We start from the raw sequence: 22,826 nt of genomic DNA, 5'->3' as shown, positions 1-22,826 counted from the left end.
GATCACGGTGAACCACGCCTGGTACCGCGGTCGCGTCCGCGCTCACCACGCTCAACGCGGGCACGCCGCCACGCGCCGCCGTCGCGCTCCACCTGTCCGCCGAGCTCGAGGTGCCCGAGGGCCGAGCGGACCTCCGCCGGGGACAGGCCCGCGGCCCGCGCGATGCTCGGCACGACGGCCGAGCCACGTGCCGGCAGCGCGTCGAGCACCCGGGCGGCGCCGGGGTCAAGATCGTCGAGCAGGCTGGGCTGGACCGGTGGCGACTGCGGTGCCACCGCTCCGAGCGGCATGACGAGCTCGAGCACCTCGCCGGCGTCCGTGACGCAGACGGCGCCCTGCTCACGCATCAGCCGGTGGCAACCGGCCGAGGCCATGGAGGTCACCGGTCCGGGGACCGCGCCGACCGGGCGGGACAGGCCGGCGGCGTGCGACGCGGTGTTCAGCGCCCCCGAGCGCCATGCGGCCTCGACCACCACGGTGGCGCCGGCCAGGGCCGCGATGAGCCGGTTGCGGGCGAGGAACCGCGAGCGGCTGGGAGCGCAACCCGGCGGTACCTCGGCGAGCAGGGCGCCGTCGGCCGCGATCGCCTCCAGCAGGGCGGCGTTGCCCGCGGGGTAGAGGCGGTCAACACCGCCGGCAAGGATCGCCACGGTGTACCCGCCCGAGGTCAGCGTGCCGCGGTGCGCCGCGGCGTCGATGCCGTAGGCACCGCCGGAGACCACGGCGACCCCGGCCTCCGTGAGGCCCACCGCCAGCTCGGCGGCCACCCGTTGCCCGTATGCCGTGGCGGCCCGGGCCCCGACGACGGCGACGGCGGGCGTGTCGGCGCGGGCCGATCCCGGCTGCGCCATCGGTACCTCGCCAGGCAGCCGCCCGCGCACCCACAGCGCGAAGGGGCGCTCCTCGCCCAGGTCGTCGAGCTGGGCGGGCCACCCCTGGTCGCCGGGGAGCACCAGATGACCGCCCAGCCCGGCGAGCACGTCGAGCTCAAGACGAATGTCCAGATGCTCCAGGCGTGGCACCAGCCGCGCGGCCGCCTGAGCCGACGGCCCGGCCTCGGCGTCGACCCCGCGACGGCCGACGCTCACCAGCCACTGGAGCGCCTCCACGGCGCCGAGCCGGGAGACGAGCGCGGCGGTCACCTTGTCGCCGGGCTCGAGCAACCGGCTCCACGCGGCCGCGGCGAGCCGGGGGTCGTCGATGTCGAACGGCAGGTCACGCACCGGTACCACCTCGGGTGCGCAGGCCGATCGCGGTGCCGACATCCGCCTCGCTCGGCCGGGTCCGCCCCTCGAGGTCGGCGAGCGTCCACGCCACGCGCAGCACACGGTCCACGCCACGCATGCTCAGCGAGCCACGGTCCAGGGCACGCTCAAGGGTGCGGCGCACGCCGTCGGGCAGGTGGCTGTCCGCGCCGCGCAGCCAGGCCCCGGGGACCTCACCGTTCGTGCGCCAAGGCGTCCCGGCGAGCCGCGTGGACTGGCGGGCACGGGCGGCCGCGACCCTGCCGCCAACCACCTGCGTGGTCTCGGGTGCGGCGGCCAGGGCGAGCATCGCGCGGGTGACCGGTTCGACGTCGACCTGCATGTCGATCCGGTCCAGGAGCGGCCCGCTCAGCCGCCCGAGGTAACGGCGCCGCTCGACCGCCGTGCACGTGCACCGCAGTCCCTTGCCCACCGCCATCCCGCACGGGCATGGGTTGGCGGCAAGGACGAGCTGGAACCGTGCGGGGTACCGGGCCGTGCCCGCGGCCCGGTGCAGCACAAGCTCGCCGTGCTCGAGGGGCTGTCGCAGCGTCTGGAGCACCCGCGGAGAGAACTCGGGCGCCTCGTCGAGGAACAGCACCCCGCGGTGCGCCCGGCTCGCCGCCCCGGGGCGCGGCAGGCCCGAGCCGCCGCCGATGACTGCCGCAGGGGTGGCGGTGTGGTGCGGGTCCTCGAACGGGGGCCGGCGCAGCAGCCCGCCGACGGGGTCGAACGTTCCCGCGACGGAGTGGACCGCCGTCACCTCGACGGCGTCCTCGTCGTCGAGGTCGGGCAGCAGCCCGGGCATGCGGGCGGCGAGCATCGTCTTTCCCGAGCCGGGCGCCCCCATGAGCAGCAGGTGGTGCCCGCCCGCCGCCGCGACCTCGACGGCGAAGCGTGCCTCGTCCTGGCCGACCACCTCGCCGAGGTCCTCCCCCGTCTCGGGGCGGGGGGTGGCCGGTGAGCCCGGCCGGGTCGTCGTCATCGCGGCGACGTCGGGCACGTGCGCGACGCCGCCGTACAGGCGGACCACCTCGGCGAGATGGAGCACGCCCCGCACGCGCGCGCCGGGCACGAGCGCGGCCTCGGTGGCGTTCGCGGCAGGCACCACCACGTCGCTGCGACCGGCCGCCACCGCTGCCGCGACCGCGGGCAGCACGCCCCGCACCGGCCGGACCCGCCCGTCGAGCGCGAGCTCGCCGAGGTGCACCGTGCGCGCCGCGACGTCGGCGGCGGGCAGGTCGTCCGCGACCAGCACGGCAACGGCGAGGGCGAGGTCGAGCCCCGCGCCGGACTTGGGCAGGGAGGCGGGTGAGAGGTTGACGGTGCGCCGCGCCGACTGCCACGCCAGCCCGGAGGCCGTCACCGCGGACCGGACCCGCTCGCGGGCCTCGTTGACAGACGCGTCCGGCAGCCCGACGACGGTGAACGCGGGCAGCCCCGGGCTGCGGTGCGCCTCGACCTCCACCAGGTGCCCGGTCAGGCCCACCAGCGCGACCGTCCAGGTCCGGCCGAGCCGCACTCAGCCCACCCCCACGAGATGCTCGACCTGAGCGGGCCCGCTCGGCTGGGGACGCACGGCGACCACATCCATCCGCATCCCGCCCGCGCGAACCTCGTGCTCGCTGAGCCAGCGCCCGGCCAACCGACGCAGGCGCGCGAGCTTCAGCCGGTCGACGGCCTCGGCGGGGTGCCCGAAAGCGCTGCCCCGCCGGGTCTTGACCTCGACGAACACGACCTCGTCGGTGCTCCGGTCCAGGGCGACCAGGTCGATCTCGCCCAGCTGGCAGCGCCAGTTGCGGTCGAGCAGCTCCAGGCCCACCTCGCGCAGCTTCCGCGCCGCGACCCGCTCCCCGTAGGCCCCGACGGCGTCCTTGGCTCGCATGGCACCACCTCCACCCTCAGGGTGGCCGGAACGGTGCAGCCGTCGCACGACACGGGATCGGTCCTGTGGACGGCGGGACAGCTCAACCCGAGAAAGGCGGCGAGCAGGTGCGCCGTGAGGGTCCGCAGTCGCACGGGGCCGCGGGGCCGCGGGGGTAGCGTGCTCGTCGTTGAGGGGAGCACGACGATGCGCCGGATCTACGCCTTTCTGCTCACGAGTCTCGATGGTTACTACGCCGACCCAGACGGCGGGCTCGAGTGGTTCCGCACCGACGACGAGCTCGAGCGGTACTCCCGGGGACAGGCGGACGCCATCGACACGATCGTCATGGGCCGCCGCACCTTCGAGATGATGGCCAGCTACTGGCCCACCGAGGAGGCCTCCCGGGAGGACCCCGTGGTCGTCGGCTTCATGAACGACCTACCCAAGATCGTCGCCTCCCGCACTCTCTCCGCCCACCCCTGGGGGCCGACGACCTTCGTGGCCGACGACGTCGCGGGGCATCTCGCGGCAGTCAAGCGCCTGCCCGGCAAGGACATCGCCATCTTCGGCAGCTCCACACTCGTCGGCACCTTGCTCCCCACCGGTGTGGTCGACGAGCTGCGCGTCGTTGTCAACCCGGTCGTGCTCGGCGCGGGCCGATCGGTCTTCGCCGGCGCAGCGGACCCCGTGGGCCTTCGCCGCTCGGACGTGCGTCAGTTGGGCAACGGCAACGTGCTGCTGACCTACCGCCCAGACGCTTGAGCCGGCCTCCGCGGGAACGACGTCGCTACGGCAGCTCGAGCTCGCGCTTCGCGAGCTCCTCGATGTTGACGTCCTTGAACGTCACGACCCGCACCGACTTCACGAACCGGGCCGAGCGGTAGACGTCCCAGACCCAGGCGTCGGAGAGGGTGAGCTCGAAGAAGACCTCTCCACCCGTCGAGCGCACCTGCACGTCGACGTTGTTGGCGAGGTAGAACCGCCGTTCGGTCTCGACGACGTACGAGAACAGGCCCACGACGTCGCGATACTCGCGATACAGGTCCAGCTCGAGCTCGGTCTCGTAGTTCTCCAGGTCCTCTGCGCTCACGGGACCATCATCCCCTGCCCGCGGGGACGGCCGACCACGCCGGCCGGCTCGAGAGCTGTGACGACCTCCTCGACAGACCCGGCGTACGGGTCGTGGTCGTACGCGCCGAACAGGTCGGCCGCGTCCTGTGTGCGGGGGTCATGGTCGTCCGAACCCACCCCACCGCCGTCAGGGTCGAGCCCCGCCTCCGCGGACCCGAAGCCGACCTCGCCCGAGGCGTGCACCGTCACCTCGACGTCCGCGTCGTCGCCGGTGCCGACGTCGTCGCCGATGCCCGGCAGGTGCCACGAACGGCGGTGCAGCGCGCAGGCGCCGTGCTCGCGCAGGGCGGCGATGTGCTCTGCGGAGCTGTACCCCTTGTTGGCGGCCCAGCCGTACTCGGGGTGCTCCGGGTCCAGCTTGACCATGATCGCGTCGCGCTCGACCTTCGCCAGCACGCTTGCGGCCGCGACCACGGCGCTGGTCATGTCGGCCTTCACCTGCGTGCGCACCGGCGGGACCACCGGCTCGAGGTCCGTGCCGGGGATGTGCACCGGCGGCGGCTCCGGCGCAAACAGCTCACCTTGGGCCGGCTCGCTCAGCCAGTCGTGGACGCCGTCGAGAATGATCACGCCCGGCGACAGCCCGGCGGCGGCGAGGTCGGCGAGCGCGCGTCGCCCGGCCAGGCGCAGGGCCGCGATGATGCCGAGCTCGTCGATCTCGTCCGGGCTGGCGTGCCCGACGGCCCAGCCGGTGCACCAGCCACGTACGGGCGAGACGAGATCCTGGCGCGCCTGGGGCGTGAGGAGCTTGGAGTCGGCCAGCCCGGGCGGCATCCGGCGGGAGGTCTGCTCCGTGACGACGGCGACGCCCACCGTGACGGGCCCGGCCAGCGCACCGCGCCCCACCTCGTCCATCCCGGCCACCAGCGCGCCGGGGCCGAGCCCGCCCAGCAGCGAGTTCTCGAGGCTCCGCGAGGGCCGGGTCCGGCCCCTTGCGGTGGTCTTGCGGGCGGTCGCGGTGCGCTCCGCCGTCGTGCGGGCGGTCGCGGTGCCCTCCCCCGTCGTGCGGATTCGTGCTGGGCTCGTCATAGAGCGGGCTCCGGCACGTTGGCGAAGGTCGTTTCGGGGTTGTTGAGGATCTTGATGCGCTCGGCCGGCCACAGGACCACGAAGGCCCGCCCGACGACGTTCTTGATCGGCACCATCCCCCCGCCGGGCTGCCCCATGTGGGCGCGGGAGTCTTCGGAGTTCGACCGGTTGTCCCCCATCACCCAGATCTTGTCCGGGTCGACCGTCGTCTTAAACTCCACGTCGCTGGGGTCGGTGCCGGGCTTGAGGTACGGCTCCTCGATCGCCTGGCCGTTGACGGTGAGCTGACCGGCGTCGTTGCAGCACGCGACGGTGTCGCCCGGCAGGCCGATGAGCCGCTTGATCAGGTGGTGCCCGGCGTCCTGCGGGAGCAGACCCACGAACGTGAGGACCTCGGTCATGGTCTGCTGCCACTCGGGGCGCGCGTCCGGCGGCAGGTCACCGAGCCAGCCGCCGGGGTCGACGAACACGACGATGTCGCCGCGGTCGAGGTCGAAGGGGCCCGGCGCGAGCTTGTTGACCATCACCCGGTCACCCACGGCGAGGGTGTTCTCCATGGAGCCCGAGGGGATGTAGAACGCCTGGGCCAGGAACGTCTTGATGAGGATGGAGAGCACGAGCGCGCACACCATCACGGTGACGCTCTCGCGCAGCCAGCCGCCCTTGACCGGCTTCGTGACCTTGGAGTGCGGGGCCGCGCCGTGCCCCTTCGTGGCGGCACCCCGCACCGTCGGCGCGGCACCGCCGGCGACCTCCGGCCGCGGGGGCATGGCACGGACGCCGTCGGACGGCGGGAAGCTCGGCGGGAGCGGGTCCTCGTGCGCCGTGGGGGTCTCCGGGGTGGCCGGGAGGATCTCCTCGGGCGTGGCGTTGGCCGTGCTGGCGGCGTCGCCACGAAGGCGCCGCCGGTGCGCCGGGAGCGGCGTGGCGGGGTCGGGCGTCCCGGCGCTGTGGGTGGTCACGCCTCGTCTCCCTCGTTCGTCGATACCGGCTCGGGCCAGCATCGTGTACGGGCCAAGCACGACCTTAACCGCGCCGTCAGGCACCGCTGCCCGGCACACCTGAGTGTGCCGGGCAGACGGTGGAGGCGCAGGTCGATCAGCGGGCGACGGTGTCGCGCTTCTCCTTGATCTTGGCCTTCTTGCCGCGCAGCTCGCGCAGGAAGTACAGCTTCGCGCGGCGCACGTCACCGCGGGTCAGGACCTCGACGGAGTCGATCGACGGGGAGTGCACGGGGAACGTGCGCTCGACGCCCACGCCGAAGCTGACCTTGCGGACCTTGAAGGTCTCGCGGACGCCGGAGCCGGAGCGGGCGATCACGATGCCCTGGAAGACCTGGATGCGGGAGCGGTTGCCCTCGACGACCTTGACGTTGACCTTGACGGTGTCGCCCGCACGGAAGGCGGGGATGTCGTCGCGCAGCGAGGCGACGTCGACGATGTCCAGAGTCTGCATGATGATCTCTTCCCGCTCGTGCCACAGGTCACGCGCGCTGTCAGGGCGGCTCGATGCCGCCGCGTTCGGTCGTGGGTGCTCGGCGCTCGCGAGCCCTGGAGACCCCCTGAGGCAGGTCGGACGGGCAGGATGCCGCGGCGCGCGGCCGTCCTAGTCTGCCACACCGCCGACGGCGTGCCTAACGCGTGCCGGACGTCGGCCCTGTGGTCTCCCCCACCTCCGCCGCCTCGCCGGCGCGCAGGTCGCGCACCATGACGAGGTCCTCCTCGAGGCTGTCCCCCACCCGGAAGCGGCGGGTGCCGACCACGGTGAACCCGGCCCGCTGGTAGCTACGCTGCGCCCGGCGGTTCGCCTTGTTCGTGCCCAGCCACAACGCCGCGGGCGCCACCCCGTCGACCACCCGAACGGCCAGGTCCGCGGCGGTGGCCTCCAAGAGCACCCCGGCGACGCCGGAGCCCTGGTAGTCGGGCAGGACGTAGACCTTGCTGAGCTCGGCGGCGGGCCGTGCCGTCACGAGCGCGGCCACGTCGTCCGCGTACGGCGGCTCGTCGGCGCTGAGCGGGAGGACCGTGAGCGTGTACCCGACCAGCACGCCGTCGGCGGACTCCGCCGTCAGCACCTGGTAGCGGGCGGCGTCGGCGAGGTACGCGTCGAAGTGCGCGGACGTGAGGTGTTCGCTGATGAAGGCCTGGATGTCCTGGACCGCCATGTGGGGCGGGCAGGCCAGCGGGAAGGTGAACGCTGCGAGCTCGGCGAGCGCCGCGGCGTCCTCGGCGCGCCCGTGGCGCACCGTCACCCGGGCGGGGCGGCCCCCGGCAGGGACGAACCAGCCCTGACCGGCGAGCACGACCCGGTCGGCGCGGTCGAGCTGGTGGGGGTCGAGGGCGGCCACCATGTCGGGGCGCCGCCGCGCGGTCCCGACCAGGGCCTGGTCGCGCCGCCAGCGCGCGACCTTTCCGTGGTGTCCGGAGGTCAGGACCTCCGGGACCTCGAGCCCGGCCCAGACCGGTGGCTTCGTGTAGACCGGGTACTCGAGCAGGCCGGCCGCACCGTGGGACTCCTCCACGAGCGAGTCCGGGTTGCCGAGGACACCGGGCAGGAGACGGGCGACGGCCTCGACGATGACGAGTGCGGCCACCTCTCCGCCGTTGAGCACGTAGTCGCCGAGCGAGACCTCGCGCACCTCGACGGAGGAGGACGCGCCATAGTGCTCGGCGACGCGCGCGTCGATGCCCTCGTAGCGGCCGCAGGCGAGGACGAGCTGGTCGGCGCGGGCGAGGTCCTCCGCCATGGCCTGGGTAAACCGCTCGCCCGACGGGGTGGGCACGAGCAGCACCTGACGAGGGGCGGGGGTGAGCGTGACGGCGGCGGCCGGGGCGGGGTGGTCGAGTCCGACGGCGGGAGTCTCGGTGGCAGGAGCAGGCACGCTTCCGGTGGCGAGGACGTCGTCGAGCGCCTTGCCCCAGATGTCTGGCCGCATGACCATGCCGGCGCCGCCGCCGAAGGGTGTGTCGTCGACGGTGCGGTGGCGGTCGGTCGTCCAGGCCCGCAGGTCGTGGACGCGCAGGTCCAGCAGACCGTCCCGGCGTGCCTTGCCCACGAGTGAGAGGTCGAGTGCGTCGAGATAGGCGGGGAAGATCGTCAGGACGTCGATGCGCATCTCAGGGCCGGCCGCCGGCGTCCTCGGCGTCGTCCGCGACCGGCTCGTCCTCGGCGGCGTCCGCGACCGGCTCGTCCTCGCCGGCGTCGTCCGCGACCGGCTCGTCCTCGTCGGCCGGGTCGGCAGCGAAGAGCCCGCGGGGCGGGTCGAGGGTGACCGTGCCGGCGTCGGGGTCCACCGCCGGGACGAGCTCGGCGACGAACGGCACGCGCGCCTCGGCGCCGTCGGGCTCGGTGATGACGAGGACGTCCTGGGCGGGCAGGTGCTCGAGGTCGGCGACGGTGCCCAGCTCACGGCCGTCGACGTGCACCGCACGCAGGCCCACGAGCTGGTGCGGGTACCAGCCCTCGTCGTCGTCGTCCTCGTCCTCATCGCTCTCGACGACGAGGCGTACCCCGCGCAGCGACTCCGCGGCGGTGCGGTCGCGGGCCTCGTCGAAGATCACGTAGGTCGCCTCAGCCGACCGCCGCGCCCGTACCACGGTGAGCGGTCCGGCGTCGGCGGGCTCGGTCTCCAGGACGCTGCCCTCGGCCAGGCGCCGCTGGGGATCGTCGGTACGCAGGTCGAGGCGGACCTCCCCCTTGAGCCCGTGGGGCCCTCCGATGATGGCGACGGTCAGCAGCACGCCGGCTCCTTGGGTTGTCGTGGCCCCGTTGCCGGGGCGGTGGTGGACCCGCACGTGGGGCCAGGTGGGGTGGACCCGCACATGCGGGCCGGGGTGAGGTGGACCCGTGTGCCCGGGCCCGGGTGCACGCAGACCCGGCCCGCGGGTGCGGACCGGGTCTGCGGGTGGTGCTGGGCTCAGCGCCGGTCGGTGTCCACCACGTCGACCCGGACCGGGCCGGAGGTGGACAGCGCCCCGATGACGGTGCGCAGGGCGCGCGCGGTGCGACCCGAGCGCCCGATGACCCGGCCGAGGTCCTCGGGATGCACGCGGACCTCGAGCAGCTCCCCGCGGCGCAGGGAGCGGCTGGAGACACGCACGTCGTCCGGGTGGTCGACGATGCCGCGCACGAGGTGCTCGAGAGCGTCAGCCAGCACTGAGATCAGGCTTCCTCGGCGGGGGCCTCGGCGTCGGCCGACTCCGCGGCCTCGGCCTGCGGGGCCTCGGCCTCGGCGGACGCCTTGGCCTCGGCGGCGCGCGCCTTGCGCTTCTCGGCCTCGTCCTCGGCGGCCTTCACCGCAGCGGCCTTCGCCTCGGCGAGGACCTCGGTGGAGGTCTCCTTGGTGCGCAGCGTGCCCTCGGCACCCGGCAGGCCCTTGAACTTCTGCCAGTCGCCGGTGACCTTGAGCAGCACGGCAACCTGCTCGGAGGGCTGTGCACCCACCGAGAGCCAGTACTGCGCGCGCTCGGAGTCGATGTCGATGAGCGAAGGCTCCTCGGTCGGGTGGTACTTGCCGATCTCCTCGATCGCACGGCCGTCGCGCTTCTTGCGCGAGTCCATGACGACGACGCGGTAGTACGGCGCGCGGATCTTGCCCATGCGCTTGAGACGGATCTTGACTGCCACTAGGTGGTCGCTCCTGGTTTCGTAAAGGGTTGGACCGCGCGGGACCCCGGTGGGTTTCGGCGTCTCGGTTGGTCGCAGGACACGGCGTCGGTCGGTGAGAGGGGCCGGCCGGGCCGAGTACAGCGGGTCATTCTGCCAGATCCGTGGGCCTCGCCGAAACCCGGGCGAGCCGGGCGTGAGCGTGCCGTCCGCCACGTCTGCGCCACACCCGCTCCCCCGCTCACGACCAGCGGAACAGCCGGGCCGCCAGCGGGTAGAGCACCACCACCCACCCCGCCAGCACGATCAGCTGCAGCGCGGGGAAGGAGTCGGTGAACCAGGCGGCGGTCAGGGCCTGGGTGGCCGCCCCGAGCGGTGTCCAGGCGGCCACGGCGGCGACGGCGGCGGGCATGGCCGGCCCGGGTGTCCACATACCCGCCAGGAACAGCATCGGGAAGTACAGCAGCATGCCCATCGAGGCGGCCGTGGCACCCTTGCGCGCCCGCGCCGCGACCAGCAGGCCGACGCCGAACATGGCGGCCGCGCCGAGCCCGAACGCCAGCACGGCCGTCGCCACCTGGCCGGGGCCGGGCGTGGCGAACACCATCCCCGCGACCGCGAGCGCCAGCACCGCCGCCAGCGCCAGGGCCGCGACGTTGATGACCACGTGCGCGGTGAGGACGGCCTGCGGACGCATGGGCGTGGTCGACAGCCGCCGGAAGACACCCTGCTGGCGGTACGTCGCCAGCGCCACGGGCAGGGTCGTCAGCGCGGGGCTGGCGATGGCCGCCGCGAGTGCCACCGGGACGTACACGTCGACGGGACGCAGCCCGCCCCACGCCTCGGGGACGCCGGTCATACGTCACGCATGCCGGGGATGGCGAAGCCGACCCCGACCATCAGCACGGTCGGGAAGACGAGGGCGAAGAACACCGAGCCGCGGTCGCGTAGGAAGAGGCGGCCCTCGGTGCGCGTGAGGGTGCGCCAGGCCCGGGCGGACGCGCCGCCGCGGCGCCGGGTCGAGACGGGGCTGAGCACGGTCATGATGCGCTCCCTTCGGCGGGACGGGCCCCGTGACGTCCGCGAAGACGTCCTCGAGGGAGCGGGAGATGGTGCGGATCTCGTCCGACACGACGTCCCGCTCAGCGAGGGCGAGGACGACGGCGGGCAGCACCCGCCGTCCACCGGTGACCTCGAGGCCGCCGTGGGCCGGGACGACGGCGTCGACCTCGGCGAGCTCTTCCAGACCGGTGGCCAGCGCCGGGTCGGCACCGGCGGGCAGCCGCATGCGGAAGGTGCGGCGGTCCTCCCCGGCAGCGATGAGGTCCGCGGGAGTCCCGGCGGCGACCACGCGGCCGGCATCGATGATGACGAGGCGGTCGCACAGCCGCTCGGCCTCGTCCATGAAGTGGGTGACGAGGACGATGGTGACGCCGACGTCGCGGACCTGCTCGATGAGAGCCCACGTCTCCCGGCGGGCCTGCGGGTCGAGCCCGGTGGTCAGCTCGTCGAGGATGGCCACCTGAGGGTTGCCCACCAGCGCCAGGGCGATCGACAGGCGCTGCCGCTGCCCGCCGGAGAGGTCCCCGGCCGCGGTGCGCCGTTGTTCGGCGAGCCCGAGCAGGGCGAGCAGCTCGTCGACGTCCGCGGGGTCGGGGTAGAAGGAGGCGTAGAGCGCCATCGCCTCCCCCACGGTCATGCGCGCGGGCAGCTCGGACTCCTGGAGCTGTACACCGAGGTGGGGACGCACCGCGGCGGGGTCGCGCTGGGTGTCCACGCCGAGGACGACGGCGGTGCCGCCGTCGGCCTGCCGGAGCCCGGCGAGCATCTCGACGGTCGTGGACTTGCCCGCCCCGTTGGGGCCGAGGATCCCGAAGATCTCACCGCGCTCGACGGCGAAGGAGACATCGGCGACGGCGACATGGCCGTAGGACTTGCGCAGGTTGCGAACCTCCACGACGGGGACCATGTCAGGAGCTCACCTTTCGGATCGGCACGTCACGGACGAGCAGGTAGTACGCGAGGGCGGCGAGCGCCAGGACCGACACAGAGACGACGGCCGTCACCAGGGCCGACAGGTTCAGCGGCCCGAGCAGCAGGAACTGGCCGGTGTCGAGGCTGCGGGAGCCGACGAGGTAGATGGGCGCCAGGGTCAGCGGCAGGGCGAGGGTGCCCCACCAGCCGCCCAGCCGGTAGTACCCCATCCCCACCAGCAGCCCGCTGAGCTGACCAGCCACGAAGGACAGGGCGAGCGCGGGAAATGTCGTCACGAACCCGGCACCCGGATCGAAGCTGCCGTCGTCGAGACCCGCGCTGTGGCTCCAGCCGTTCGCCTGGTACACGGCCCCTTCGATCTGGAGCCCGACCGCGGCGAGGACGGCGTACGCGACACCAACGACGACGGCCATGGCGACGGTGGCCCGGAAGAAGGCCCGGCGGGTCAGTCCGTTGGCCACGTGGACGGCCAGGGTGCCCGTGACGAGGATGATGGCCAGCGCGAAACCGGTCCACAGGGCGCCGTGACGGCTGAACTGGAAGATCGAGAGCTCGACCGCGGCGAAGCGGTTGAGGAGGGTGATGACGACCGCGCCGACCACGGCCATGGTGATCCACAGCCACGCGACGATGGTCACCTGCGCGCGCAGCAACCAGCGAGCGGCACGCAGCCAGGGCGCGCGGGCCGGCGAGGTGGTAGTGGGCGCGGTCATCGGGACTCCTTCGCGGTCAGGTGGATGAACAGGTCCTGCAGCGGGACGCCGCCGAGCTCGAGGCCGGCCTCGGTGGCCCGGGCGAGCGTGCCGTCGTCGAGGTCGTCGAAGACGGTGACCTGTCGTGTGTGGCCCAGGTCGCGTGAGCCCACCACCTGCAGGCCCGCCACGACGGCGTCCACCCGTGCGGCGGGGCCGGTGATGGTCAGTCCCTTGGCGCGCAGGGCGTCGGTCCCCTCGCACAGGAGCACACGGCCGGCGTCGAGGATCACGACGCGCTCGAGGAGATGCTCGATCTCCCCAATGAGGTGGCTGGAGAGGATCACCGTGCGCGGGTGGGCGATCACGTCGGCGAGGAGCTCGTCGTAGAAGCGCTGCCGCGATGGTGCGTCCATGCCCAGGTAGACCTCGTCGAAGATGGTCAGCGGCGCCCGCGTGGCCAGCCCGATGACCGCGCCGAGCGCGGAGCGCTGCCCGCGGGAGAGGCTGTCCGCGGTCTTGCGGCGGTCGAGGGCGAAGGCGTCGAGGAGCTCCTCGGCCCAGGCGGTGTCGAACCCCGGGCGCATGCCGGCGACGAACGTGAGGTTGGCGGCCACCTTTTCGGTGGTCAGCACGTCGCCGCCCTCGCGGACGATGGCGGTGCCGCCCATGACGCGGGCGTTCTCGAAGGGCTCCTCCCCGTCCACGCGCACCAGGCCCGACGCGCCCCGCCGCATGGCGGCGAGCACGGACAGCAGCGTGGTCTTGCCCGAGCCGTTGCGGCCCAGCAGGCCGTAGATGCCGCCGGCGGACAGATCGAAGGTGACGCCCTCGAGCGCGGTGGTACGGCCGTAGCGCACGGTCAGGTCGCGGACGGCGACGTCGAACCCGGCCGTACGGGTGTGCAGTGGTGCGCTCATCGCGCGGTCCCCCTCGGGTGGTTGCGGGTGATGTGCTCGATCAGCTCCTCGACGCCGATGCCGAGCAGGTCGGCCTGGGCGAGCGCCGGGTCGAGCACGTCGGTGAAGTACGTGTGGCGGTGCTGGCCCAGCAGGCGCTCACGGGCGCCGGTGGCGACGAACATGCCCACGCCGCGTCGCTTGTAGAGCAGGCCCTCGTTGACCAGCTCGGCGAACGCCTTGGCCGCCGTGGCCGGGTTGATGCGAAAGGTCGTGGCGTACTGGGTGGTGGACATGACCTGCCCCTCCTCGGGGAGCGTTCCGGCCAGGATCTCGGCACGGATCCGTTGGGCGATCTGCACGTAGATGGGCTCTCGTCCCTCGAACATGCTGCCCCTCCTGGTCCTGCGGTTCATTACTCGACTAATGAACCATATAACCTCCGTTGGAGGCAAGGTCATTCGCCACGGCTCTGGTGCGATCGGGGCCGGGCCCCACGGGCCACCCCATGCGATCGGGGCCGGGGCCGGCGGCATCCTGGGTAGCGTGGCGTCATGCTGCTCGCCGAGGACCTGCTGCTCCTGCTGACCGACGACCACACCGGCAAGGCGACCACCGACGGCACCAAGCTCTCCCTGGCACTCGCGGGCGCCGTCGTCCTGGAGCTGGCGACCGAGGGCCGGGTGGACGTGAGCGGGCCGGGCGAGGAAGTGCGGGCCGGGCGGCTCGTGGTCCGCGACGCGACACCGACCGGTGACCCGGTGCTGGACCAGTCGCTCGGCCACCTCGCCGCGCGCCGGCCGGGCAGGCCGCAGGACGTGCTCGGCGGGCTCGGCAGGGGCCTGCGCGCGACGCTGCTCGACCGCCTGGTCGGCCGCGGCATCCTGCGGGCCGAAGAAGGGCGAGTGCTCGGCATCTTCCCCACCCGCTCGTGGCCGGCGGCCGACTCCGCGCACGAGGAGTCGCTGCGCCGCGCACTGCACGACGTGCTGGTCCTCGGGCGCACGCCGGCGCCCCGGGAGGGCGCACTGATCTCGCTGTTGCACGCCGTCGACCAGGTCCCGAAGCTTGTCGGCGGACCCGGGTCCGACCGCCGTCAGCTGCGCCGCCGCGCCAAGGAGATCGCCGAGGGCGAGTTCGCCGGGACGGCGGTGCGCAAGGCGGTGGAGGCAGTCAACGCCGCGACGATGGCGGCCATCACGGCCACGACCGTGGCCACCGCGGGCTCGAGCTGAGCCTTCTCAGACCAGCTGTCCACGCAGGACGACGGCGGTGGGCCGCGCAGTGACGGTCACGTCCGTCCGGGGGTCGGCGTCGTAGACGACGACGTCGGCGCTCGCCCCTTCCTCGATGCCCGGCACGCCGAGGATCCGCCGGGCCCGCCAGCTCGCCGCGGCGACGACGTCGCGGGTCGGGACACCGGCGCGCACCACCTCGTTGAGCTCGCCGGGCAGCGAACCATGCGCGATGGTCCCGCCCGCGTCAGAACCCATCAGCAGCGCCACCCCGGCGTCGTGGAAGGCGAGGACCTGCTCGTAGCGCCGCGTGTGCATGTGCCGCATGCGCTCGCCGAAGAGGGGGTACCGCTCCCCCGCCTGCTCGGCGAAGGTGCCGAAATGTCCCACCTGGAGCAGCGTGGGGGTGACGGGGATGCCGCGGCGGGCCACCTCGGCGATCTGGTCGGCGTCCATCCCGGTGCCGTGCTCGATGCCGTCGACACCGGCGTCGAGCAGCGGGTCTATGGCCTCGCGGGAAAAGGTGTGCGCGGTGACCCGGGCGCCGTTCTCGTGCGCGGCGGCGATGGCGTCCGTCAGGACGTCGGCCGGCCACAGGGGCCGGAGGTCGGAGTCGGCGCCCTCGGAGCGGTCGATCCAGTCGGCCACGATCTTCACCCAGCCGTCCCCGAAGCGGGCCTGCTCCGCCACCGCCTCCGGCAGGTCGGCGACGTCGTCGAGCTCGAGGCCGTAGTGGCGCAGGTAGCGCTTGGGGCGGGCGAGGTGGTGGCCGGCGCGGATGAGCCGGGGCAGATCGTCGCGCTCCTGGACCCACCGGTTGTCCATGGGTGAGCCGGCATCGCGGATCAGGAGGGTGCCGGCGTCGCGGTCGGCCTTCGCCTGGACGAGCGCCTCCTCGTGGTCCACCTCGCCGTGCGGGCCGAGGCCGACGTGGCAGTGGACGTCGACCAGGCCCGGGAGCACCCAACCGGTGAGGGTGCGGGCGTTGTCGGCGCCGGCGGGCGCGGTGAGGGTGAGGCGGCCGTCGACCACCCAGGCGTCGATCAGCTCGGTGGCGTCGTCGACGACGACCGTCCCGGTCAGGTGCAGCACGTCCGTCATGGGGCCTACGTTCTCACGCCGGCCCGTCACCCCCGCGAGATGTCAACTCCTCCGCGACATGTCAACTCCTCCGCGAGATGTCGTAACCGCCGAGGCGCGGCGGGATCCAGGCCGGGCAGGTTCGGTGCCGCTCGGCCGCCGTCCCGGCTCACCCGCCACGCGCGGCGAGCTGCAGAGCCCACGCGCGGGCCGGGTCGGCGCCGGGTATCCCCGACGGCTTCGCCTGAGACCGCCGGTCGGCGAGCCCCGTCGGCGCGGTCCTGGGCCGGACCGGCACGCTCCTCCAGGTACCGGTCCGCCGCTCGTCGGGCTCGGGTGGACGTGGCAAGCAGCTCGGGCCTGGAGGCAAACATCAGGCTCCTCGCGTCAGGCCGGCGCCGGTTGGGATGACCATCGCCCGTTGGGATGACATCTCGCGGAGAAGTTGACATCTCACGGGGAGGGGTGGGTTGGGGGGAGCGGCGGCGGGTCAGCGGAGGTACTTCTGGAGCTCCTCGAGGTCCGGCATCTCCTGCTTCGCCTGCGGCTGGCCGAGACCGAACGCCGAGCCGGCCGGCTCCTGCGCGGTGCGGTTCGCGGACTGCTGCTCCTGCAGCGCACGCTTGGCGGGGTTGCCGCTCTTGCCCTTCTTGCCCTTCTTGGGCGGGGCCTGCATGCGGCCCTTGGCCTTCTTCCCGCCGCCCGGCATCATGCCCATGCCCGGCATGCCCTTGCCGCCGCCGCGGGCCATCTGCCGCATCATCGTCTTGGCCTGGTCGAAGCGCTCGACGAGCGAGTTGATCTCGGCGACCGTGGTCCCCGAGCCCTTGGCGATGCGCTGGCGCCGGGAGCCGTTGAGGATCTTGGGGTTGGTGCGCTCGGCCGGGGTCATCGAGTGCACGATCGCCTCGACGCGGTCGACCTCGCGCTCGTCGAAGTTCTCCAGCTGCTCGCGCATCTGGCCCATGCCCGGCAGCATGCCGAGCATCTTCTTCATCGAGCCCATCTTCTTGAGCTGGTTGAGCTGGCCGAGGAAGTCCTGGAGGGTGAAGTCGCCGTCGCCGGCGAGCTTCGCGGCCATCTCCTCGGCCTCTTCGGCGTCGAAGGCCTTCTCGGCCTGCTCGATGAGCGTGAGGATGTCGCCCATGTCCAGGATGCGCGAGGCCATCCGGTCGGCGTGGAAGCGCTCGAAGTCGGTGAGCTTCTCGCCGGTGGACGCGAACATCACCGGCTTGCCGGTCACCCCGCGCACGGACAGCGCCGCGCCACCGCGGGCGTCGCCGTCGAGCTTGGTCAGGACGACACCGGTGAAGCCCACGCCCTCGGCGAAGGCGTTGGCCGTGGTGACCGCGTCCTGACCGATCATGGCGTCCAGGACGAAGAGGATCTCGTCCGGCGACGTGGCGTCGCGGATGTCGGCGGCCTGCTGCATCATGTCGGCGTCCACGCCGAGACGGCCGGCAGTGTCGACGATCACCACGGAGTACTGCTTGTCCCGGGCGTGCTGGACGCCGGAACGGGCGACGGCGACCGGGTCGCCCACGCCGTTACCCGGCTCGGGCGCCCACACCGGCACGCCGGCCTGCTCACCGACCACCTGCAGCTGGGTGACGGCGTTGGGGCGCTGGAGGTCGGAGGCGACCAGCAGCGGGGTGTGGCCCTGCTCGCGCAGCCACCGGCCGAGCTTGGCCGCCAGGGTGGTCTTACCGGCACCCTGCAGACCGGCGAGCATGATTACCGTCGGCGGGTGCTTGGCGAAGCGCAGGTCGCGCGCCTCGCCGCCGAGAATCTCGACGAGCTCGGCGTTGACGATCTTGATGACCTGCTGCGCCGGGCGCAGCGCCTGGGACACCTCGGCGGACTTGGCCCGCTCGCGCACGTTGGCGGCAAAGGTGCGCACGACGGGCAGCGCAACGTCGGCGTCGAGCAGGGCGCGGCGGATCTCCGCGACCGTCGCGTCGATGTCGGCCTCGGATAGCCGCCCCTTGCCGCGAAGCTGCTTGAAGGAGGCGGTGAGCCGGTCGGACAGGTTGGCGAACAAGGCGGTACCTCAGCTCAGCTGTTCAGGTGCAGGGACTGAGGATCAGGGTAATGCCAGCAGCGCCGCGACCCGAGCGGTCAGGGTGTCCACGAGGCTCGCCCGCCACGCCGTCCATGCCTGCGGACCGGCCGCGCGGGCGTCCGCCTCCGTCAGACGGCGCAGCAGGCCCAGCGCCTCGCGGGAGCCGACGGCGGTGGCCACCTCCCGCAGCACCTGCGGGTCGGCGATGTCCCGCGTGGTGGCCACGGCCGGCAGCAGCAGGTGCTCGCGCACGAGCAGGACCACGAGGTTGCGGTCCCCGCGCGCCAGACCGAGCCGGTCCAGCAGCGGGCCGGCCAGTCGTGCGCCGGTGGCGCTGTGGTCGTGCCCGCCGGGCACCTTGCCGATGTCGTGGAAGAAGGCGGCGAGGAGCAGGAGGTCCTCGCGGGAATCCCCGTCCCGGGCCGTGCCCCCCGCTGGCGGCGCCGTCGCGGGGACCAGGGCCGCCGTCTGCACCAGGTGCCGGTCCACGGTGTGCCGGTGCAGCGCGTTGCGCTGGGGCCGGTTGCGCACGGCCGCCCACTCGGGGAACCAGCGGGTGACCACGCCGGCCAGGTCGAGCGCCTCCCACACCGGCACCTGCGCCTCCCCCCGGGCGAGCAGGTCGAGCAGCAGCGCCCGGGCCTCGGCCGGCCACGGCTCGGGCACCGGGGCGGTGGCCGCGAGGCTGTCCAGGGTGACCGGGGAGAGCGGCAGCCCGGTGCGGGCCGCGGTAGCAGCGGCCCGCAGCGCCAGCAGTGGGTCCGTCACCGGGTCCGCGTCGCCCGCCAGGACGAGCTCGCCGTCGTGCTCGGCCAGGCCCTCGCCCAACGAGGGCAGCCGCGGCGGCAGTGCCCGCCCACCGGCCACCAGCGGGCGGACGAACCGCGACGGCCGCGTGGCGCGCCGGGCGCGGCGCACGGTGGCGTCCAGGGCTGCGGAGACCACCCGGGCGGCCTGCGCAAGGGAGGCGAGCAGGTCGTCCGCCGCGTCGGAGACCACCGCGGCGGCCGTGGCGCCGGGGTGGCCGAGGCCGAGCCGGTGGGCGACGTCGTCCTGCTCGGGCAGGAGGAGGCGGGCGGCGCGGCGCCCCGTCACGAGGGAGAGGGCGTCGCGCACGTCGAGCAGGTGGGCCCAGGCGGTGTCGAACTCGCCGTGCGGCCGGTCGGTCAGCCATGACACAGCGAGCGCATGGACGACGACGGCGTCGCGCAGGCCCCCGCGCGCCTCCTTGAGGTCGGGCTCGATCAGGTAGGCCAGCTCCCCGGCCCTCTCGGCCCGCTCGGTCACCGAGTCCAGGAGCTCGGGCAGGCGCCGGCGGGCGGCGCGGCGCCAGTCGGCCAGCACGGCGGCCGACGCGGCCTCGGCGAGCGCGGCGTCGCCCGCGACCGCGCGCACGTCCAGCAGCCCGACCGCGGCCGGCACGTCCCGGGAGGCCACGGACCGGCACTCCGCCAGGCTGCGCACGGCGTGGTCGAGGTCGAGGTGGGCATCCCAGAGCGGGTACCACAGCGCGTCCGCGAGCGCGGCGACGTCGGCCCGACCGAGGGTGTGGCCGTCGTGAACGAGCAGCAGGTCGAGGTCGGAGAGCGGGCCGCCGTCGCGGCGTCCGAGGCTGCCGACGGCGGTCAGGGCGGCGCCGTGGGAGAGGTCCAGCCCGTTGCGGCGGGCGGCGTCGGCCCACAGGCCGGCCAGCGCGGCGTCGGTGAGGTCGGCGAGCCGACGGCGGTAGCGGGCCCCGGCACCCGGCTCACGCCCGTCCGGCCCCGGGACGGCCAGACGAGCCTGACGCAGCTCCCCCACCGTGGGGGGCGGCGCCAGGCCCGTCATGCCGTGCTCCTGCGGACCGTGAGTCAGAGGGCGTCGTGCCCGCGTTCCCCGGTGCGCACCCGGACGACGTCCTCCACGGGGACGGTCCAGACCTTGCCGTCGCCGATGCGCCCCGAGTGGGCGGCCCCCACGACGGCGTCGACCACGGCCGGTCCGTCCTCGTCGGCGACGACGATCTCGACCCGCACCTTGGGCACCAGCTCGATGGTGTACTCGGCGCCGCGGTAGACCTCGGTGTGGCCGTGCTGGCGGCCGTAGCCGTTGGCCTCCGAGACGGTCATGCCGTGCACCCCGGCCGCCTCCAGAGCCTTCTTGACGTCGTCGAGCCGATGCGGCTGGACGATTGCTGTCACGAGCTTCATGCCTTCGCCTCCGTCGTGGTGCGGACCGCGCCGCCCACACTAGTGTCGCTGCTGAACCGGCCCACGCCGAGTGCCTCGTACGCGGACTCACCGTGCTCGGCCTGGTCGATCCCGGCGACCTCGACATCCTCGCCGACGCGCCAGCCCATGACCGCCTTGAGCACGGTTGCGATCATGGCAGTGATCACGCCGGAGAAGAGCATCGCCACGGCGGCGATGATGAGCTGGACGACCAGCTGGGCGGCGCCGCCGCCGTAGAACAGGCCGGTCGTGGTGCTGAGGAAGCCGATCGCGACGGTGCCGACGAGGCCGCCGACGAGGTGGACGCCGACGACGTCGAGGGAGTCGTCGTAGCCGAGCCGGTACTTCAGGCCGACCGCCAGGGCGCACAGCGCGCCGACGATCGCACCCAGGATCAGTGAGCCGACGGGGCTGAGCGCACCGGCCGCCGGAGTGATGGCGACCAGCCCGGCGACCACACCCGATGCGGCTCCGAGCGAGGTGGCGTGCCCGTCGCGGATCTTCTCGGTCACGAGCCAGCCCAGGACGGCGGCCGCGGTGGCGGAGGTGGTGTTGACCCACGCGAGGCCGGCGACGCCGTCGGCGGTGAATGCCGAGCCGGCGTTGAAGCCGAACCAGCCGAACCACAGCAGGGCGGCGCCCAGCATGGTCAGCGGCAGGCTGTGCGGCTTCATCGGGACCTTGCCGAAGCCCTTGCGCTTGCCGATGACCAGGGCGAGCACGAGGCCCGCCATACCGGCGTTGATGTGCACGACCGTGCCGCCGGCAAAGTCGACCGGGGTCGCGATGGACGCGAACGGGCCGTCCCCGCTGAGCAGACCGCCGCCCCAGACCATGTGCGCCATGGGGAAGTAGGCGAGCGTGACCCACAGGGCGACGAAGACCATCCAGGTGGAGAACTTCGTGCGGTCGGCGATGGCCCCGGAGATGAGCGCGGTGGTGATGATGGCGAAGGTGACCTGGAACGCGACCCCGACCACGGTGGGCACCCCGTAGTCGTCGATGAGGAAGTTCCCCTGGGCGTCGTAGATGGACCCGGCCAGGCCGAAGTGCTCCAACGGGTTACCGACGATGCCGCCGACGCTGCCGCCGTAGGACATCGACCAGCCCCACAGCACGTAGACGACGCCGATGACGGCCATCGCACCGAAGGACATCATCATCATGTTCAGCACGGACTTCGACCGGGTCATGCCGCCGTAGAACAGCGCCAGCCCGGGTGTCATGAGGAGCACGAGGGACGCTGACATCAGCATCCAGGCGGTGGCTCCGGTATCCAGCTCCATGGTTCCTCCTCCACCAGCTCGATCGGCTGGCCGGGCTCCAGATTCCCCGTGGCACGTTTCATCGGGTGCACCCGGGTGTTTCGCCCGTGTGACGAGAGGTCCGTGGATGTGAAGTTTGTGTTGCGGAGGCCTTCCGGACGCCGTTCGGTGCCTCTTTCGTGCAGCCAACTGTCAGCCTTCGCGCCCGAACCACTGGTGGCAGCCGGGCGGGGCGGCCGCCCCGCCGGTCAGGACAGCAGCGCGTCCACGAACTCCTCGGCGACGAACGGCGCCAGGTCGTCCGGCCCCTCCCCCAGGCCCACGAACTTCACCGGCACACCCAGCTCGCGCTGGACGGCGACGACGATCCCGCCCTTCGCGGTGCCGTCCAGCTTGGTCAGCACGATGCCCGTGACGTCGACGGCCTCGGCGAACACCTGCGCCTGGCGCATACCGTTCTGGCCCGTCGTGGCGTCCAGGACGAGCAGCACCTCGCGCACGGGTGCCTCGCGGGACATCACCCGCTTGATCTTGCCGAGCTCGTCCATCAGGCCGGCCTTGTTCTGCAGGCGGCCGGCGGTGTCCACAAGCACCACGTCGGCACCGGTGCGGCGCCCCTCCTTGACCGCGTCGAATGCGACGGCGGCGGGGTCCGCGCCCTCCCGGTCCGAGCGCACCACCGGCACGCCGACGCGCGAGCCCCAGGTGCTGAGCTGGTCGGCCGCGGCGGCGCGGAACGTGTCGGCGGCACCGAGGACGACGTGGTGCCCCTCGGCGACCAGGACGCGGGCGAGCTTGCCGACCGTGGTCGTCTTGCCGGTGCCGTTGACACCGACCACGAGCATGGTCACGGGGTGCGGCTCGCCGTCGTCGCCGACCACCGGCTCCAGGTGCAGCTCGCGGTCCATGGTGGGGTCGACGAGCTGGAGGAGCTCGCGGCGCAGGACGTCGCGGACGTGCTCGGGGTCGGTGGTGCCGAGCACCTTCGTCTCGGTGCGCAGCTTGTCCATCAGCTCGGTGGTCGGGCCGACACCGACGTCCGCCAGGAGCAGCGTCTCCTCGATCTCCTCCCAGTCGCTCTCCGTGAGCTCACCGCGGGACAGGATCGAGAGAAGGGTCTGGCCAAGGGCACCGGAGCGGGCGAGCCGGGCGCGCAGGCGCTGCATGCGGCCGGCCGCCGGGGCGGGGCGCTCGAGCGTGGGCGTCGCGACGGCGGGCGCCTCGGTCTCCGAGGCAGGTGCCTCCGGGGCGCTCGCCCCGGCGCCGGGCGCCTGGTCCACCTCGTAGGGGCTGACCTCGGCGGGCGGGAGGGTGGTGCTGGGGCCACGCGAGGCCCGGCGGCCGCTGGTCAGGGCGATGACCCCGACGACGGCCACCACGACCACTACGACGGCAACGGCAATGAGGATCCAGGCTTGGTCGGTCACTGCCCTAGTCTGTCGCACTCCCCGGTGCGGGCACGACCGGCGGGGCACACGGCGTCGCCGCCGGCCGGCTCAGCGCCGGGTCAGC

General features: G+C 73.3%; 24 protein-coding genes. 2 read left to right on the top strand and 22 right to left on the bottom strand.

The window, feature by feature from the left end; genetic code table 11:
* Positions 1-2: 2 nt before the first annotated feature.
* The 3 genes from dprA to FE374_RS06130 are packed head-to-tail and all read right to left on the bottom strand — an operon-like array spanning position 3 to position 3,129.
* A complete protein-coding gene (dprA, locus tag FE374_RS06140) occupies positions 3-1,223 on the bottom strand; it encodes a DNA-processing protein DprA (RefSeq protein ID WP_230978481.1) in 1,221 nt (406 codons plus the stop codon).
* On the bottom strand, positions 1,216-2,766 hold the full coding sequence (locus tag FE374_RS06135; RefSeq protein ID WP_139927703.1) for a YifB family Mg chelatase-like AAA ATPase: 1,551 nt from the start codon (positions 2,764-2,766) through the stop codon (positions 1,216-1,218). Before FE374_RS06135 ends, dprA begins: the two co-directional genes overlap by 8 nt.
* Positions 2,767-3,129, bottom strand: a complete 363-nt coding sequence (locus tag FE374_RS06130; RefSeq protein ID WP_139927702.1) for a YraN family protein — start codon at positions 3,127-3,129, stop codon at positions 2,767-2,769.
* A gap of 186 nt (positions 3,130-3,315) precedes the next feature.
* Here FE374_RS06130 and FE374_RS06125 point away from each other — a divergent pair, with 186 nt between their 5' ends.
* Positions 3,316-3,873 carry a dihydrofolate reductase family protein gene (locus tag FE374_RS06125; RefSeq protein WP_139927701.1) on the top strand — a complete coding sequence of 186 codons (558 nt, stop codon included), beginning with the start codon at positions 3,316-3,318 and terminating at the stop codon, positions 3,871-3,873.
* 25 nt (positions 3,874-3,898) lie between these two features.
* Here the strand turns inward: FE374_RS06125 and FE374_RS06120 are convergent, their stop codons facing one another.
* The 13 genes from FE374_RS06120 to FE374_RS06060 all read right to left on the bottom strand — a co-directional run bounded on the left by FE374_RS06120 (position 3,899) and on the right by FE374_RS06060 (position 13,851).
* Positions 3,899-4,201 carry a DUF2469 domain-containing protein gene (locus FE374_RS06120; protein WP_139927700.1) on the bottom strand — a complete coding sequence of 101 codons (303 nt, stop codon included), beginning with the start codon at positions 4,199-4,201 and terminating at the stop codon, positions 3,899-3,901.
* Complete coding sequence (locus FE374_RS20180; protein ID WP_139927699.1) at positions 4,198-5,271, bottom strand: ribonuclease HII; 1,074 nt, start codon at positions 5,269-5,271, stop codon at positions 4,198-4,200. Before FE374_RS20180 ends, FE374_RS06120 begins: the two co-directional genes overlap by 4 nt.
* Positions 5,268-6,233 carry a signal peptidase I gene (gene lepB / locus FE374_RS06110; RefSeq protein WP_230978480.1) on the bottom strand — a complete coding sequence of 322 codons (966 nt, stop codon included), beginning with the start codon at positions 6,231-6,233 and terminating at the stop codon, positions 5,268-5,270. The genes FE374_RS20180 and lepB overlap by 4 nt, the downstream gene beginning before the upstream one ends.
* Positions 6,234-6,369: 136 nt before the next feature.
* Entirely contained in the window at positions 6,370-6,726 is a 357-nt protein-coding gene (gene rplS, locus FE374_RS06105; RefSeq protein WP_139927698.1) for a 50S ribosomal protein L19, read from the bottom strand.
* A 178-nt stretch (positions 6,727-6,904) separates the two neighbouring features.
* The gene (trmD, locus tag FE374_RS20385) at positions 6,905-8,386 is read right to left on the bottom strand and encodes a tRNA (guanosine(37)-N1)-methyltransferase TrmD (protein ID WP_139927697.1); all 1,482 of its coding nucleotides are present in this window, start codon (positions 8,384-8,386) and stop codon (positions 6,905-6,907) included.
* Position 8,387: 1 nt separating this feature from the next.
* Positions 8,388-9,011 carry a ribosome maturation factor RimM gene (gene rimM, locus FE374_RS06095; RefSeq protein ID WP_139927696.1) on the bottom strand — a complete coding sequence of 208 codons (624 nt, stop codon included), beginning with the start codon at positions 9,009-9,011 and terminating at the stop codon, positions 8,388-8,390.
* Between the two features lie 176 nt (positions 9,012-9,187).
* Positions 9,188-9,427, bottom strand: coding sequence for an RNA-binding protein (locus tag FE374_RS06090; protein WP_098482761.1), 240 nt, complete (start codon positions 9,425-9,427; stop codon positions 9,188-9,190).
* A 5-nt stretch (positions 9,428-9,432) separates the two neighbouring features.
* A complete protein-coding gene (gene rpsP / locus FE374_RS06085) occupies positions 9,433-9,897 on the bottom strand; it encodes a 30S ribosomal protein S16 (protein WP_139927695.1) in 465 nt (154 codons plus the stop codon).
* 220 nt (positions 9,898-10,117) lie between these two features.
* On the bottom strand, positions 10,118-10,735 hold the full coding sequence (locus FE374_RS06080; RefSeq protein WP_139927694.1) for an ABC transporter permease: 618 nt from the start codon (positions 10,733-10,735) through the stop codon (positions 10,118-10,120).
* Positions 10,736-10,738: 3 nt separating this feature from the next.
* Positions 10,739-11,845 (bottom strand): ABC transporter ATP-binding protein, encoded by a 1,107-nt coding sequence (locus FE374_RS06075; RefSeq protein ID WP_230978479.1) that lies wholly within the window; start codon positions 11,843-11,845, stop codon positions 10,739-10,741.
* A gap of 1 nt (position 11,846) precedes the next feature.
* Positions 11,847-12,584 carry a hypothetical protein gene (locus FE374_RS06070; protein WP_139927693.1) on the bottom strand — a complete coding sequence of 246 codons (738 nt, stop codon included), beginning with the start codon at positions 12,582-12,584 and terminating at the stop codon, positions 11,847-11,849.
* Positions 12,581-13,483: an ATP-binding cassette domain-containing protein gene (locus tag FE374_RS06065; protein WP_139927692.1), complete on the bottom strand. Its 903-nt coding sequence runs from the start codon at positions 13,481-13,483 to the stop codon at positions 12,581-12,583. The genes FE374_RS06070 and FE374_RS06065 overlap by 4 nt, the downstream gene beginning before the upstream one ends.
* The gene (locus FE374_RS06060) at positions 13,480-13,851 is read right to left on the bottom strand and encodes a GntR family transcriptional regulator (protein WP_139927691.1); all 372 of its coding nucleotides are present in this window, start codon (positions 13,849-13,851) and stop codon (positions 13,480-13,482) included. Before FE374_RS06060 ends, FE374_RS06065 begins: the two co-directional genes overlap by 4 nt.
* A gap of 165 nt (positions 13,852-14,016) precedes the next feature.
* On the opposite strand from FE374_RS06060, the gene FE374_RS06055 reads away from it, so the two are divergent.
* A complete protein-coding gene (locus FE374_RS06055; RefSeq protein WP_139927690.1) occupies positions 14,017-14,697 on the top strand; it encodes a GOLPH3/VPS74 family protein in 681 nt (226 codons plus the stop codon).
* 6 nt (positions 14,698-14,703) lie between these two features.
* Here FE374_RS06055 and FE374_RS06050 read toward each other — a convergent pair whose 3' ends face one another.
* The 6 genes from FE374_RS06050 to ftsY all read right to left on the bottom strand — a co-directional run bounded on the left by FE374_RS06050 (position 14,704) and on the right by ftsY (position 22,741).
* Positions 14,704-15,798 carry an amidohydrolase family protein gene (locus FE374_RS06050; protein WP_139927689.1) on the bottom strand — a complete coding sequence of 365 codons (1,095 nt, stop codon included), beginning with the start codon at positions 15,796-15,798 and terminating at the stop codon, positions 14,704-14,706.
* A gap of 469 nt (positions 15,799-16,267) precedes the next feature.
* Positions 16,268-17,818 carry a signal recognition particle protein gene (gene ffh / locus FE374_RS06045; protein WP_139927688.1) on the bottom strand — a complete coding sequence of 517 codons (1,551 nt, stop codon included), beginning with the start codon at positions 17,816-17,818 and terminating at the stop codon, positions 16,268-16,270.
* A 42-nt stretch (positions 17,819-17,860) separates the two neighbouring features.
* Positions 17,861-19,666, bottom strand: a complete 1,806-nt coding sequence (locus FE374_RS06040) for a [protein-PII] uridylyltransferase family protein (protein ID WP_139927687.1) — start codon at positions 19,664-19,666, stop codon at positions 17,861-17,863.
* A gap of 23 nt (positions 19,667-19,689) precedes the next feature.
* Positions 19,690-20,028, bottom strand: a complete 339-nt coding sequence (locus FE374_RS06035) for a P-II family nitrogen regulator (RefSeq protein WP_139927686.1) — start codon at positions 20,026-20,028, stop codon at positions 19,690-19,692.
* Complete coding sequence (locus FE374_RS06030; RefSeq protein ID WP_139927685.1) at positions 20,025-21,335, bottom strand: ammonium transporter; 1,311 nt, start codon at positions 21,333-21,335, stop codon at positions 20,025-20,027. Before FE374_RS06030 ends, FE374_RS06035 begins: the two co-directional genes overlap by 4 nt.
* Positions 21,336-21,562: 227 nt before the next feature.
* On the bottom strand, positions 21,563-22,741 hold the full coding sequence (gene ftsY / locus FE374_RS06025; protein WP_139927684.1) for a signal recognition particle-docking protein FtsY: 1,179 nt from the start codon (positions 22,739-22,741) through the stop codon (positions 21,563-21,565).
* Positions 22,742-22,826 lie beyond the last annotated feature (85 nt).

Origin of the sequence: Georgenia yuyongxinii, from assembly GCF_006352065.1 — a bacterium.
Lineage (GTDB): Bacteria > Actinomycetota > Actinomycetes > Actinomycetales > Actinomycetaceae > Georgenia > Georgenia yuyongxinii.
This window is presented reverse-complemented; position numbering and strand designations above follow the sequence as displayed.

Excerpts from the sequence above, each read along its gene's own strand:
- FE374_RS06070 (WP_139927693.1), bottom strand. The coding sequence starts at position 12,584 with ATGACCGCGCCCACTACCACCTCGCCGGCCCGCGCGCCCTGGCTGCGT.
- FE374_RS20180 (WP_139927699.1), bottom strand. The coding sequence starts at position 5,271 with ATGACGAGCCCAGCACGAATCCGCACGACGGGGGAGGGCACCGCGACC.
- FE374_RS06030 (WP_139927685.1), bottom strand. The coding sequence starts at position 21,335 with ATGGAGCTGGATACCGGAGCCACCGCCTGGATGCTGATGTCAGCGTCC.
- rplS (WP_139927698.1), bottom strand. The coding sequence starts at position 6,726 with ATGCAGACTCTGGACATCGTCGACGTCGCCTCGCTGCGCGACGACATC.
- FE374_RS06065 (WP_139927692.1), bottom strand. The coding sequence starts at position 13,483 with ATGAGCGCACCACTGCACACCCGTACGGCCGGGTTCGACGTCGCCGTC.
- FE374_RS06130 (WP_139927702.1), bottom strand. The coding sequence starts at position 3,129 with ATGCGAGCCAAGGACGCCGTCGGGGCCTACGGGGAGCGGGTCGCGGCG.
- FE374_RS06060 (WP_139927691.1), bottom strand. The coding sequence starts at position 13,851 with ATGTTCGAGGGACGAGAGCCCATCTACGTGCAGATCGCCCAACGGATC.
- FE374_RS06040 (WP_139927687.1), bottom strand. The coding sequence starts at position 19,666 with ATGACGGGCCTGGCGCCGCCCCCCACGGTGGGGGAGCTGCGTCAGGCT.
- FE374_RS06125 (WP_139927701.1), top strand. The coding sequence starts at position 3,316 with ATGCGCCGGATCTACGCCTTTCTGCTCACGAGTCTCGATGGTTACTAC.
- FE374_RS06050 (WP_139927689.1), bottom strand. The coding sequence starts at position 15,798 with ATGACGGACGTGCTGCACCTGACCGGGACGGTCGTCGTCGACGACGCC.
- trmD (WP_139927697.1), bottom strand. The coding sequence starts at position 8,386 with ATGCGCATCGACGTCCTGACGATCTTCCCCGCCTATCTCGACGCACTC.
- FE374_RS06075 (WP_230978479.1), bottom strand. The coding sequence starts at position 11,845 with ATGGTCCCCGTCGTGGAGGTTCGCAACCTGCGCAAGTCCTACGGCCAT.
- FE374_RS06035 (WP_139927686.1), bottom strand. The coding sequence starts at position 20,028 with ATGAAGCTCGTGACAGCAATCGTCCAGCCGCATCGGCTCGACGACGTC.
- FE374_RS06055 (WP_139927690.1), top strand. The coding sequence starts at position 14,017 with ATGCTGCTCGCCGAGGACCTGCTGCTCCTGCTGACCGACGACCACACC.
- FE374_RS06080 (WP_139927694.1), bottom strand. The coding sequence starts at position 10,735 with ATGACCGGCGTCCCCGAGGCGTGGGGCGGGCTGCGTCCCGTCGACGTG.